General features: G+C 58.9%; 9 protein-coding genes and 1 tRNA gene. 7 read left to right on the forward strand and 3 right to left on the reverse strand.

What is annotated here, in order from left to right:
• Nucleotides 1-189: 189 nt before the first annotated feature.
• From ACVWXF_RS05795 to ACVWXF_RS05810, 4 genes are all read left to right on the forward strand, one after another.
• On the forward strand, nt 190-1,413 hold the full coding sequence (locus tag ACVWXF_RS05795; protein ID WP_457473887.1) for a class I SAM-dependent methyltransferase: 1,224 nt from the start codon (nt 190-192) through the stop codon (nt 1,411-1,413).
• The gene (locus ACVWXF_RS05800; protein WP_457473888.1) at nt 1,410-4,103 is read left to right on the forward strand and encodes a tetratricopeptide repeat protein; all 2,694 of its coding nucleotides are present in this window, start codon (nt 1,410-1,412) and stop codon (nt 4,101-4,103) included. Before ACVWXF_RS05795 ends, ACVWXF_RS05800 begins: the two co-directional genes overlap by 4 nt.
• 168 nt (nt 4,104-4,271) lie before the next feature.
• Complete coding sequence (locus tag ACVWXF_RS05805; RefSeq protein ID WP_457473889.1) at nt 4,272-5,582, forward strand: (Fe-S)-binding protein; 1,311 nt, start codon at nt 4,272-4,274, stop codon at nt 5,580-5,582.
• 349 nt (nt 5,583-5,931) lie between these two features.
• Nucleotides 5,932-7,161 (forward strand): RNA-guided endonuclease InsQ/TnpB family protein, encoded by a 1,230-nt coding sequence (locus ACVWXF_RS05810; RefSeq protein ID WP_457473890.1) that lies wholly within the window; start codon nt 5,932-5,934, stop codon nt 7,159-7,161.
• 140 nt (nt 7,162-7,301) lie between these two features.
• Here ACVWXF_RS05810 and ACVWXF_RS05815 read toward each other — a convergent pair whose 3' ends face one another.
• The 3 genes from ACVWXF_RS05815 to ACVWXF_RS05825 all read right to left on the reverse strand — a co-directional run bounded on the left by ACVWXF_RS05815 (nt 7,302) and on the right by ACVWXF_RS05825 (nt 9,999).
• Entirely contained in the window at nt 7,302-8,801 is a 1,500-nt protein-coding gene (locus ACVWXF_RS05815; protein ID WP_457473902.1) for a cobyric acid synthase, read from the reverse strand.
• A 203-nt stretch (nt 8,802-9,004) separates the two neighbouring features.
• Nucleotides 9,005-9,076: transfer RNA gene (locus ACVWXF_RS05820), tRNA-Gln, on the reverse strand.
• A 350-nt stretch (nt 9,077-9,426) separates the two neighbouring features.
• On the reverse strand, nt 9,427-9,999 hold the full coding sequence (locus ACVWXF_RS05825; RefSeq protein ID WP_457473891.1) for an FHA domain-containing protein: 573 nt from the start codon (nt 9,997-9,999) through the stop codon (nt 9,427-9,429).
• 276 nt (nt 10,000-10,275) lie between these two features.
• Between ACVWXF_RS05825 and ACVWXF_RS05830 the strand changes: the two genes are divergently transcribed.
• The 3 genes from ACVWXF_RS05830 to ACVWXF_RS05840 all read left to right on the forward strand — a co-directional run bounded on the left by ACVWXF_RS05830 (nt 10,276) and on the right by ACVWXF_RS05840 (nt 13,176).
• Nucleotides 10,276-11,112, forward strand: coding sequence for an inositol monophosphatase family protein (locus tag ACVWXF_RS05830; RefSeq protein WP_414356752.1), 837 nt, complete (start codon nt 10,276-10,278; stop codon nt 11,110-11,112).
• Nucleotides 11,113-11,299: 187 nt separating this feature from the next.
• Nucleotides 11,300-12,157, forward strand: coding sequence for an ABC transporter substrate-binding protein (locus ACVWXF_RS05835; RefSeq protein WP_457473892.1), 858 nt, complete (start codon nt 11,300-11,302; stop codon nt 12,155-12,157).
• Nucleotides 12,115-13,176: a J domain-containing protein gene (locus ACVWXF_RS05840; protein WP_457473893.1), complete on the forward strand. Its 1,062-nt coding sequence runs from the start codon at nt 12,115-12,117 to the stop codon at nt 13,174-13,176. Before ACVWXF_RS05835 ends, ACVWXF_RS05840 begins: the two co-directional genes overlap by 43 nt.
• Nucleotides 13,177-13,180 lie beyond the last annotated feature (4 nt).

Consider the following 13,180-nt stretch of genomic DNA (forward strand, 5'->3'; position numbering starts at 1 on the left):
CTAGCGCTGGAGTTGCTTGTGCCACGCATGCCAAAGGGAGCTGTGATCTTGTTCGATGAGCTCAACATGCGTCAGTTTCCGGGTGAAACACTGGCAACGATCGAGGTGCTGGGCCTCCGCAATCTCCGTCTCTTTCGCTTCCCTTACGCGACGTGCATGTCTTATGCTGTGCTTGAGTAAGTGTAGAGCATGACTCCTCTTTATACGGATCCCTGTCCTGCCTGTGGCGAATCAGTGGCTCACCCTTTTTTTGACGGAGGGGCTGCGCCACTTGCCACATTGGGCTGGCCACGTACTGAAGAGGAGGCACGGGCCATGCCCCCCTATCGGCTTGACTTTGTGCAGTGCCTCGCCTGTGGCCATGTCTGGAATCGCGCCTTCCGCTATGAGGATGTCCCGTACGGCAGTCAGCCGAACCTCATGTTCAACGCCGGGGTCTTGTGGAACTGGCATCTGGCGCAACTGGTCGATGAGGTGCTGACCCGCCTACCTGAGAACCCAACCGTGGTTGAGATTGGCTGCGGTTGTGGTCACTTTCTGCGGTCTTTGGCTGCTCGCCGGCAAGGGCGGTACATTGGATTTGACCCTCACCAACCGGACGACTTCCCCAGTGAGTTTCAATTTGAGGCGCGGCTTTTTGACCCTGTTGAAGATCTGCTGCACCTCCAGCCGGATCTGGTGGTGATGCGTCATGTCCTGGAGCACTTTAGCCAACCAGCAGCCTTCCTACAGCAGTTGGCATGGGCTGCAGGTTGCTGTAAAAAGACTGTGCGCCTGCTTGCTGAAGTGCCCTGTATCGACCGGGTCTTTGCCACAGGGCGACTGGTGGATTTTTACTACGAACACCCCCAGCAGTTTAGCACTGAGTCGCTGCGTGCCCTGCTACAGCGCGTCGGTGGAATTGTGAGCTTGTGGCACGCCTACGATGGGGAAGTGGTGTTGGCCATCGTTGAGCTGCAGCTACCGCTAGCCTGGCGGCTCCGGGCTGAAGCAGCAGCCAAATTTGAGCAAGGCAGCCAAGAGGCTCGCCGCAAAATTGCTGCCCAGCTTCAAGAGCTGGCTAACAGTGGCCTGCGAGTTGCCCTCTGGGGAGGCACGGGGAAAGGGGCAGCCTTCATGCACCACTTTGGGGTTAAGACCAATTGGCTTACCTGGGTTGTCGATTCCGATCCAAACAAAGTTGGCACCTATGTTGCCGGCGTTGGCCAGCAAATTGTCAGCCCAGAGGAGCTGAAAACGCAGACCCCAGACGTGGTCATCATCCCAACCCAATGGCGCGCCGCTGACATTGTTGCCGAGATGGCTAGGCTTGGGATAGAGCCAAAGCAGGTGCTTATCGAGCACCAAGGGCAACTAGTCGACTACTGGCATTCTGCTCATCCCTATGCCTTGCCCAAACTAGAGGGCCGATGATGGAGCTAAGCAACCTTCTGCAGCAAGCTATTGACCACCACCAGCAGGGGCACCTGGAAGAAGCAGAGCGGCTCTATCGGGCCATCCTGCAGGTTGCCCCCCGCCACCACTACGCCCACCACCTTCTGGGCCAACTTGCCCGTCAGCGGGGGCAGCCCCGGTCGGCACTGTCCCATTTGATGACGGCAGTCAGCGCCAATCCAACGGTTGGTCAATATTGGCTAGCTTTGGTTGAAGCCCTGCTGGAGTGTGGTGAATACGGGGAGGCCGAGCGGGTTCTTGCCGAAGCGTGCGCCCACGGTTTGGAAGGGCCCGCTGTTGTCGAGCTAACTGCGCGGCTAGCGGCCGCCACCCTGAAGGGAGAAGCTCCCTCTCCTGACCCTCTGCCAGCAACGCAGCCCCCCACCGAGGAAGAAGCCAGCGAGCTACAGGAAGCAGCAGCTGCCTACAACAGTGGCAACCTAGCCCTTGCTTTGGAAAAAGCCCAGCGGCTACTTGCCAAAAACCCAGGTCTTGCCCTGGCCTGGGCCATTATTGCCCAGGTGCGCTGGGCACAGGGGGAGGCAGTGGCAGCGGAAGAGGCAGCTCGGCGGGCTCTTGCCATTGAGCCCAATCAGCGCGAGGCCCTGCTTGCCCTGGCCGTATCTCTTCATGACCAAGAGCGCTATGAGGAAAGTGAAGCTCTCTTCCGGCAGGCACTGCTGGCTTATCCCAAGGATGCCGAGATATACAGCTATTTTTCAGCTCTGTTGCAAAAGATTGGCAAATGGCCTGAAGCGCAAGCGGTTGCCTTGCGGGCAATTGAGCTTAACCCAACCTATGCCGACGCTTGGGTCAACTATGGAAGTGCGCTGTTGGGAAGTGGCGAAAGGGAGCGAGCTGCAAGCGCCTACCAAGCGGCACTGCAGTTCAACCCACAGCGGGTAGAAGCACTCTACTGCCTTGGACTATTGGCCGTAGTTAACTATGACTTTCCCAAGGCGCTGGATTACTTTGACAAAGCCCTAACCCTTTGTCCCCACTTTGTTGAGAGCCTCCTGGAAAAGGCAAGAGTCTACGGGTTTTCTGACCAACTCCAAGAAGCAGAAAGCTGTGCGCGCCTTGCCCTGCAGAAAAAGCCGCACCACTTCGACGCCCATCTAGCTTTGGCCTTTGCTTTGGCAGCTCAAGGAAAGGATGGGGAAGCTGAGGAAGTGTTACAGGCGGCCCGCCAATGTAGACCCCAGCCCTCCGATGCGGCCGAGCGGATCCTTGCCACCCAGATTGCGGGTCGGCTTCACTTACCAGCCATCCCCGAGTCCCAAGCGGCCATTGCCCACTGGCGAGCTCGCTATCGGGAGGGCCTTAACGCTCTGCTGGACCTGCCTGGAACCCTGACCGACCCAACCCAATACTTCTTCAGCGGCTTTCGTTCCTTCTACCTTGCCTACCACAACGCCGACGACCGAGCGCTCATGGAAGGTCTCTGTCGGCTCTTTCGGGCTAAGGCGCCGCAGTTGAACTTTGAAGCGCCGCATGTTGCCCGCTGGCAGTTCCCTACAGGTCGGCGCATCCGGGTTGGCTTTTGCTCCGAGTTGCTTGTCGACCACACCATCGGCAAGCTCTACCAGGGCCTTCTGGTTCAGCTTGACCGTTCCCGCTTTGAGGTCATCCTCATCTACCCACCACAAGCCAAGCGTGACCAACTGCGAGCTAGGTTGGAAGCTGCTTGCGACCGAACGGTGACCCTCAGCGGTCGACTTCCCCAGTGGCAAGCACAAGTTGCAGCCCTTGAACTCGATGCCCTCTTCTACCCCGACATTGGCATGTGGCCATCCACCTACTTTCTGGCCTATGCGCGGCTTGCGCCTGTGCAGATGGTTAGTTACGGCCATCCGGATACCACCGGCATCGATACAGTTGATTACTTCCTAGGGGGAGATGCGCCGATGGAACCGGAAGGAGCAGAAGCCTACTACAGTGAGCGCTTGGTGCGTTTTACCCGCCTCCCCTTTTGCTACCAACTTTTCAGCTTGCCAACGTCAATTCCCTCCCGCACAGAACTGGGCCTGCCAGAGCACGGCCGGCTCTACGGCTGCCCTCAATCTTCGTTTAAGCTGCACCCTGACTTCGACGCGGTGCTAGCAGCCATTGCTGAGGGCGACCCCGAGGGCCACATTGTCATGATTGAGATCCCCCCCAAGGCTCGGAGCGAGCAGCTCAGGGCGCGCTGGGCAAAGAGTGCCCCTATCCTCAACGAACGGGTCTGCTTCCTGCCGCACCAGCCGCTTGATCGCTTCATGGCTTTGGTGGCCCACTGTAATGTTTTGCTGGATCCCATTCATTTCGGCTCAGGCAACACTCTCTACGAGTCCATGGCTTACGGCAAACCAATTGTCACCTGGCCTGGGCGCTTTGCCCGTGGGCGTTTTGTGGCAGCAGCCTACGAGCAGATGGGGATCGCCGAGATTGCGCCTATTGCCCCCTCCATCGAGGACTATGCGCCCACAGCCCTTGCTTTTGCTCGTGACCAAGAACGCTGCCTCGCTTTTGCCAGCAAGGCTGTAGCAGCAGCCAAAACGCACCTGTACTGCGACCTAGGGGCGGTGCGTCAATTCGAAGCCTTCCTCCTAGCGGCGCTGGAAGCGGCTGCCCAGGGCGAGAAGCTGCCAAGTGGCTTCCGGGTGCCGCCTCCCAAGGGCGGGAGCTGACCTTTTTGGGAGGCTCTGGCCAGGCCTGGCAGCTTTGCTCTGCCGTGGGATGTAATCAGCCCCCTCACTCTGGGATTAAGATGCAGAAAAACTGCAGGCAGGATGGCAAGCTGCCAATTGTCTCCCTGCATGGCCATGTAGAGCTGAGAGCGCGATAGGTCGAAGCCAATGAGTTTATCGCAAGGGCCGGGTTTTGATGGGGTGGATCCCCCGGATCCGAAGCTGATCGATGCCTGTGTGCATTGTGGGTTTTGCCTGACCACCTGCCCCAGCTACCGTGTAATCGGCAAAGAGACGGACTCGCCGCGGGGGCGCATCTATCAGATGGAGGCTCTCAACCAAGGTCAAATCTCCCTCTCGGCGGCTACGGTTTCCCACTTCGACAGTTGTTTGGGCTGTTTGGCCTGTGTTACGGCCTGTCCATCGGGGGTGCAATATGACCGCTTAATTGCCGCCACCCGCCCGCAAATCGAACGCAACTACCCACGTAGCCTTTGGGATCGGCTTTACCGCCAGTTCATCTTCTCGGTGTTTCCTTACCCGGAGCGGCTGCAACCGCTGCTGTGGCCTCTCTGGCTGTACCAAAAAATGGGGATCGGCACCTGGATCCGAAAAGGGCTGGAAAAGGTCTCCCCGCGTTTGGCGGCCATGGAATCCCTGATGCCCCCCCTGGAGGTGGAGCAACTGCTGCCCAAGCGTTACCCTGAGCGGATCCCGGCGGTGGGAGAACGCCGTTTCCGGGTGGGGCTCATTTTGGGCTGTGTGCAGCGCCTGTTTGCCCCGCAGGTGAATGAGGCCAGCATTCGCGTCTTGACCCACAACGGCTGTGAGGTGGTGATCCCGCCTGTCCAGGGCTGTTGTGCGGCCTTGCCCCACCATCAAGGGCAACTGCAGCAGGCGGAAACCCTGGCCCGCCAGATGATCGATGCCTTTGCCGATTACGAGTTGGATGCCATTCTGATCACCGCTTCCGGCTGCGGACATACCCTGAAAGACTATGGCCACCTATTGGCCAGGGATCCCGACTACAAGGAGAAAGCAGCCCGATTTGCCGCCCAGGTCAAGGACATTCAGGAGTTTCTCGCTCAGGTGGGGTTAACGGCTCCCCTACACCCGCTGCAGCCGGAACCCCTGGTGCTGGTCTACCAGGATGCCTGTCACATGCTGCATGGGCAGCAGCTCAGCCAGGAACCTCGACACCTGCTGCGGCAAATCCCAGGGCTGGAGCTGCGGGATCCCGTCGATGCTGCCCTCTGCTGTGGCAGCTCCGGCGTCTACAACCTGTTGCAACCCCAGGTGGCGGATGAGCTGGGATCCCAGAAGGTAAAGAACTTGCTTAACACCGGTGCTCAGGGGATCGTCTCCGCCAATATCGGCTGCCGCCTACAAATCCAGAAACATCTGCGCCTACAGGGCAAAGCCGGGATCCCCATCTATCACCCGATGGAATTGTTGGATCGCGCCCTTACCGCTGCGTGACGCTTTCGCGAACAAGCTACAGGGGCTGCCTCTAGTCCCCGATCTGCTGAACAATTGGTTACTTTGCGGAACCGAAATAGCCATTAAACCCGAAATAGCCATTAAACTAAGCATGTTGGCCGCGGCTATGTAAACTACCCGACACCAACCGCTAGGCGGTACGGAGCGGGCTTTTAGTAGCCCTGCAGTTAGCAAGCCAACCACGAGCCCCTGGGGTGGTTTACTGCACCCCCAATCGACCGTTACCAGTGCCCTAAAAGCTGTTTCTGGTGCCCGAAGTACCATTATAGCATTCCTCCCGACACTGACCCTACGGGTACCGTACGGGGCTCCTGCAATTTCTATCTGAATGCTGCTTGGATTCCGCACCCGCTTAGAACTGAATAACCGGCAGAAGACCTTAGCCGCTCAGCACGCTGGGGTAGCCCGTCACGCCTACAACTGGGGCCTGGCCATCTGTCGGCAAGCCCTGGAGAACCAGCAGAAGCTCCCCACCGCCATTGACCTGCACAAGCGCTTGGTAGCCGAGGTTAAGAAGGAAAACCCCTGGTACTACCAGGTCTCCAAATGCGCTCCTCAGCAGGCATTACGCAACTTGGAGCAAGCCTTTAAGCGCTGGCGGGGTGGGTTAGGGAAGTTCCCCTGCTTCAAACGCAAGGGAGTGCGAGACAGCTTTTACCTAGAAGGCAGCATCCGCATTTCTGGCGACCGCATCAAGGTGCCTATCTTCGGTTGGCTGCGCTGTGCAGAGTTACTTCCGGCGACCACACCCAAGAACGTGGTCATTAGTCTTCGCGCCGGACATTGGTATATCTCCTTCAAATATGAAGCTCCAGCGCCTCAGGTGGAGAAGACCGGGGAAGTTGTGGGAGTGGACTTAGGCATCCATCACCTGGCCACCTGTTCCGACGGGGAAGTATTCGAGAATCCAAAGCCCTACCGCAAGGCGAGGAAGCGTCTGGCCAGACTGCAACGGCGGCTGAGTCGCAAGCAGAAGGGATCCGCTAACCGTAAGAAGGCAGTGGCGCAGTTAGGCAAGGCCCATAAGCGGGTGGTAGACATTCGGCAAGACAATCTGCACAAACTGACGACTTACCTGGCCAAGAAGTATCGGGTGGTGGTGATTGAGGACTTGCAGGTGAAGAACCTGCTCAAGAACCGCAAACTGGCAGGAGCGCTGTCAGACTGTGGGTTCTACGAGTTGAGGACTCCGTCCCGCTATCGCGAACGGCGACAGCTAGAGTATAAGGCCCGGCTCTACGGCTGTCAGGTGGTGGTGGTGGATAGGTTTTATCCGTCCAGCCAACTGTGTTCAGGGTGTGGGCACCAACAGAAGATGCCACTGCAGGAAAGGGTGTTTTGCTGCCCGTGTTGTGGTCTGGAGCTAGACCGCGACTTGAATGCAGCCCTAAACCTGTTGCGGTGGTACAGAACTACCTCAAGCTCTGGGGGAAGTGACGCCTGTGGAGACTCCTCTGGCGGGGTGGTGGGGGTGAACTCTGCCGCTAGTCATGGGTCGCTGAAGCAGGAAGAAAGCAGCGATGCTGGGCAAAGTTCTGTTTTGTTCAGCGTTGCATAAGTCTTTCGGAGCGGACTTCTTCGGGTCAGGCAGAGGTAGCCGAGGCAACCGGTTGAGTGGATCCTGGATTTCCGGTCGCGCTGGCGTAACCTGGCGCAACATAGCCTCCCACCCCACTTCTCTCCCCCATCGCCGATGGGCTATTCCATCAACAGGCCCAAGTCCAGGTGAGGCTGCCACAGATCGGCCAGGCGCTCCAGCAATTGCTCCCGCTGCTGAGCATAGTGGCCCTCCAGATCCGGCAAAGGATCCCAGCCTTTTTGTCGGCGCAGCCAGTTCAGCCATTGTCGCCGCCACAGGTGGTTGTCAAACAGGCCATGCAGATAGCTGCCCCAAATCCGACCCGTGGGATCCCGCCAGCCCAGGTTCTCTTGCTCGAACAGCGGCAGGCAGCCAGAGGGATCCGCCTGGGTGGATCCCTGATGAATTTCGTACCCCTGGATGGGGGCCAGGGCAGGCCATCGGCTTTGGGTCTGTACCTGCTGGGTGACCTTGGTGGGCTGTAAAACGGTGGTCAAAGGGAGAAAGCCCAACCCCGAGTAGGTGCCGGCGATCCCCTCCCAGCCTTCGGGATCGGCGATGGTTTCTCCCAACATTTGCAGTCCGCCGCAAATGCCGACGATATGGCCGGAGTATTGGCGCAGTTGCTCGGCCAAGCCGGTCTTTTGCAACGCGAACAGATCGTTGAGGGTGGTCTTGCTGCCGGGCAGGATGACCACATCCGGGGATCCCAAACTTTGGCCAAGGTGAACCCAGCGCAGATGGACGGTGGGCTCCGCCAACAAGGGGTCAAAATCCGAGAAGTTGGCCACCTGGGGCAGACGCACCACAGCAATCTCCAGGCGCCCTTCCCTCAGGGCTTGGCCACCGGCCCGGTCGCGGCGATCTTCCCAAAGCAGGGGGTTGGCTGCAATTCCCATCGAATCCTCTTGGGGCAGAACCCAATCCAACCAAGGCAAGACACCAACGACGGGGATCCCGGTGTAGTTTTCCAGCCAGTCCAGGCCAGGCTGCAACAATTCCCGCGAGCCGCGAAACTTGTTGATGACAATGCCCCGGATCAGGGCCCGTTCTTCGGGTTCCAGCAGTTGGAGTGTGCCCACCACATGGGCCAGCGCCCCACCTCGGTCGATGTCCGCCACCAGCCAAGTGGGGGATCCCAAATGCAAGGCAACCCGCATATTTGCCAAGTCCCGATGTTTGAGGTTCACCTCTGCTGGGCTACCTGCCCCCTCGCAAAGGATCCAGTCGTACTGCTGTTGTAGGCGAGCAAGGGCTTCTTTGACCGCTTGCCAGGCCGGCGCAAACCAGCGCTCGTAATACTCTCCGGCGCGGTAGGTGCCCACCGCCACTCCGTTCAAGACGATCTGGGAAGTCAGGTTGCCCTGGGGCTTCAGAAGGATTGGGTTCATCTCCACCGCAGGGGGGATCCCGGCAGCCCAAGCTTGCAGAGCCTGCGCGTAGGCAATCTCCTTGCCGTCTGGGGTGACATAGGCGTTGAGGGACATGTTCTGAGCTTTGAAAGGGGCAACCCTTTTTCCCGCTTTCTTGAGAATGCGACAGAGGGCTGTCACCAAAAGGGTTTTGCCCACATGGGAAGAAGTTCCCACCACCATCAAGGATCGACCTGAACAGCTCACCCCGGATCCCTCGCCCTTGGTTTCTGGTTGTTGCCATTCTCTCCGCGGCCAGTCCTGCCAAGCCAGGGCCTCCGTTGGCAAAGGCGACCCCATGATTCCTCAGTTCCCCAGAGCAACGCGCCCTGCTGATGCCCAGAGCCGTACCCTCCGGTCTGCACGGGGTCCCAGGGGCTTGCGCTTTGTGCTTTCGACAGGATTTTGAGCTGGGGCAGATGGATTCGAACCACCGAATGGCGGGACCAAAACCCGCTGCCTTACCGCTTGGCGATGCCCCAATTCACATTGCTTAACCGGCTTAATTAATTTAGCGATGCAGCTTTAGATCTGTCAACGGTTGCGGTGGCTTCCTGTGTCGTGGGGAAGCTGAAGCTGATACATTCACGCTGAACTCTCCTGAACATGGTTCAGGAAAGAAGCGATCGCATCCTGCCTATCTCTGTTCGCGTCAGCGGGACGGAGTCCAAACAGGAAGGCGGTATCCCGCAAAGCCCTGAGGAATACCCCCCGAGCGCTTTCCCCCTTCACTTCCCGGCAACCGTTGCGGTGGACTCAAGGATCAGGGGGAAACTTGGTCTACTATATCCCTCTCAATGACTTTTGCCAAACCGCCTAAAGCTCACTAAATTCAGCAAAGTTCAGGGTTTTGGGGGTTAGAGGCATGCTCTTCGCCAAGGCCAGGGCCGATGTCAAAGGGGTTCACAGGGAGAATGCGGGCCACCTCGAAGAAATAGGCGCGGATCTCTGGCCCGAAATAGATGACATCTCCGCTCCTCAGGTAGTGAGTAGCCACCCGCGTGCCGTTGACAAACACCCCATTGGTACTGGACTGGCCCTTGCGGTTGCCGTCGATCAGGCAATAGGTAAACCCTGTCCGGTTGGACTTGGTGGGCACCCGCACCAGGTAAGCGTGGTGACGCGAGACAAACCGATTGACGATCTGGATGGCGTTGGAGGGATCCCGTCCAAGCGTATAGATACTCTCCCGCAGGATGTAGCTGCAGGGCCGGACAGGATGGCAGATGGACAGGGTGAACTCCGGATGGGATACCGGCTGCTCAGGGACTCGATCGAACAAATCCGCCGGCAGATCAAAGCCCTGGCTGAGAAGAGGACTTTTCCCACCAACCGCCGTGGTGGAGGCAAAGAAATCGTCGTAGCTATGTGACAACGGCCTTCCCCCCTCAACGCTCAACGCCATTTACAGCAGCTTGGCTTTCCAAATTCAAAGTCTTATCTGTAGTTCCCCAAAACCCTACTGCTTTCAAAGGAACTCTGGTCTTGGCGGGCTGCCGGAAAACCCACAAGCCCCAGTGTACTGTACTATACACCATAGGCAGCCTTGGAGATACCCCCTTTCCCCGGAAACTGGGCTTGGGCTCAGGTTGGGCCCATTTTGGTTTTCAGGAATCCCTTGGGAGCCACAGCCTCAGGCGGGCTATTCTGAGTAGCAGGTTTTTAACCTTGAGGTGAGGGTGTGACGGAGGCCCTGCTGCGTCGGTTGGATGTGGCCACAGAAGCTGCCCTGGAGGCAGGAGCTTTGCTGCGCAGTTATGTGGGGGGCACCCTTGCCATTGAGGAGAAACGTCCGGGCGACTTGGTGACGGCGGCGGATCGCGCTTCTGAGGATCTCATCTTGAAAATCTTGAGGCGGCACTTCCCCGAAGATGTCATCTTGACCGAGGAATCAGGCCAGCAGGGATCCCCGGAGGGTGCCTACGCTTGGATGATCGATCCCCTAGATGGCACCACCAACTTTGCCCACGGTTACCCTTTCGCTGCCGTCTCCATTGGTTTGCTGCAGGGGCGGGAGCCAGTTTTGGGGGTTGTTTGTGATGTTTTTCGCGGGGATCTGTTTCGCGCCGTCCAAGGGATGGGGGCCACCCGCAACCGTCAACCCATTCGAGTCTCCACAACGGCTGAATTGTCTCGGAGCCTGCTGGTTACCGGCTTTGCCTACGATCGTCGCGAAACCCCCGACAACAACTACGCCGAGTTTTGCCACTTTACCCATCTCACCCAAGGAGTGCGGCGGGGCGGATCTGCAGCTCTGGATTTGGCCTATGTGGCCACCGGCCAGTTGGATGGCTACTGGGAGCGGGGCCTCTCCCCTTGGGACATTGCCGCAGGGATCGTTCTGGTGCGGGAGGCAGGCGGCAAGGTGACCGCTTATGATGGCAGCCCGGTGGATGTTTACAGTGGCCGACTGTTGGCCAGCAATGGCTGGTTACACGCTGCTCTGCAAGAAGAACTGGCCCAGGTGCGGCCTTTGCCGGTCTCCTTTCCCATGCGGCGGGATCCCCACCCAACCTAGAAAAACCGGGAAAGCTTGCCGGTTGAACGAGTTGAATTCGAGACAGAAGTAGTTGAAGAATAATCAAGAAGACTACAAAACATCCGTGTCGGGCAGGGTAGGTAGAAGATTGGTTAGCAAGCTCCACAGAAAGCAGCGACATTGCTGCCGGGCGGCACAGTTCGGCCTGGCCCTCATCTTGGGAGCAATGGCCCTTGGGGTTGCCACTGCTGGCCCCGGTTACCCTCAGCCGGCACAAGGGAAGGTTGCCCCCACCGAGCGGGCACAGCCCCTCGATTCCCGTTGGGCCGAGATCCAGGCCCGGGGGCGCATTCGGGTTGGCTTGGATCCCAGTCTGGGGCCGGCCTATCTCTATACCGACTTGGAGCGACAAACCTACGCCGGCTTCGAGTGGGATATCCTGGAGGCGCTTGCCCAAACCCTTCAGGTGCAGGTGGATCCCATCTACGTGGCCTGGAGCGAGCAGTTGGCGGCCTTGCAAGCGGATGAGGTGGACTTGATCTGGGGAGCGCGGGAAGCTTTGGGCTTGGATCCCGAGCAGTTTCTGGCCACCCGGCCCTACTACCTCAGCCCGCAGCGCTTGGTGGTACGGGATCCCTCCCCCGCCTCCGGGCCAGAGGAACCGGCCATTGAAGCACTGTCGCAATTATTTGGCCGCAAAGTGGGCATTGTAGTTAACAGTACGGGGGCAGCCCTACTGGAGGCGTATAACGAGAGGAGGGGCAACGCCATTCGTCTCTTTGCCACCAGCAACCCTGAGCGCTTGTTTGCTCAGCTACAAGCCGGCCAGTTGGATGCCGTGCTGGTTGATCAGCCTGTTGCCGCCCTAAACCTGCGCCAAGCTGGATCCCGGCTGCGCCTGGTGGGGCCGCCCCTGTTCCCCATGCCTCTGGTGGGAGTAGTATCCTCTCAGCATCCTTCCCTGAAGGAAGCTGTGGATGGGGCGATTTCCAGCCTGATCGAAAACGGAACCTTGCAGCAGATTTTAGAGAAGTGGCAACTATGGGATCCAACTCTAATGTCCCCCGCCTCAACCGAGGGCTAGCCCGCTACGAGACTGACCATTTCGCCATCTTAGGCGTGCCCCTTACCGCCGACTCCAAGGGGATCCGGCGCGGCTACCTGCAGGCGGCCAAGGCCCTCCACCCGGATCGGTTTGTGGGGGATCCCGAAGGTGCAGAGCGCGCCAACATCCTCTTTGCCAAGCTGGTCAACCCGGCCAACGAAGTGCTGACCAAAGAGCGGGAGCGAGGGGAATATGAAACGGTGCTCAAAATGCGGATCAAACGCCTTTTGGAGACGCCCCCCCCGGATCTTTGGCCCTCTGGGGAAGCCGTCAAGGGCTTGGCCGAGCACCCCCATTGGCAGGAAGAGTATGTCAGACGGGTGGAGAAGCTGGCCAAAGAACAATACAGCTCCATGGAAACCCTGCTCGAGAAAACCGAGGAATTGAGCGAGCTGAACCTGGCCTATTTGTTGCTCAAGGCCGGCTACCAGGGGAGCCTAGCCCCTGCCTCTAGAACCACTACCGCGACCGGGATCCCAACCCCTTCCCCCAGCCGTACCACTGTGGGTGGGATCCCAGCCTCCCCCGTCGTTGCTCCGCCCAGCCGTCCCCCTGTTCAGCCCGTTCCCACCCCACCTCCGGCTCCCAAGCTCAGCCCTGCGGAAACCCGCTTTATCCAAGCCTTGGACATGATCGAGCGCAAGCAATACCGGGATGCGGTGCAGTATCTGAACTTTGCCATCAGCGCTGAGCCCAACGTGGCCCGCTACTACCTGCACCGGGGCATTGCCCACCTAAAGCAGGGGAATACCGGCATGGCCAAAGCAGACTTTATGCAAGCCAGTCGCCTAGAACCTGCCAACGCCGAGTTGATGGCCGAGGTGCGCCGCTGGCTGCAGCAGGTCACCACTCAACAGCCCGTTCCCGTCCCCAAGGACTCCGTCCCGCCAACGCGAGTGGCCAGCCGTCAAACGTCACAGGCTCAGAAAGTGGTGCCGCCTCCCCGCAAAGAAGACAACGGCGGGTTCTTGAGCCGCTTCTTCGGCAGGAAAAAGTAGGCAG

Source organism: Thermostichus sp. MS-CIW-40 (genome assembly GCF_054058315.1).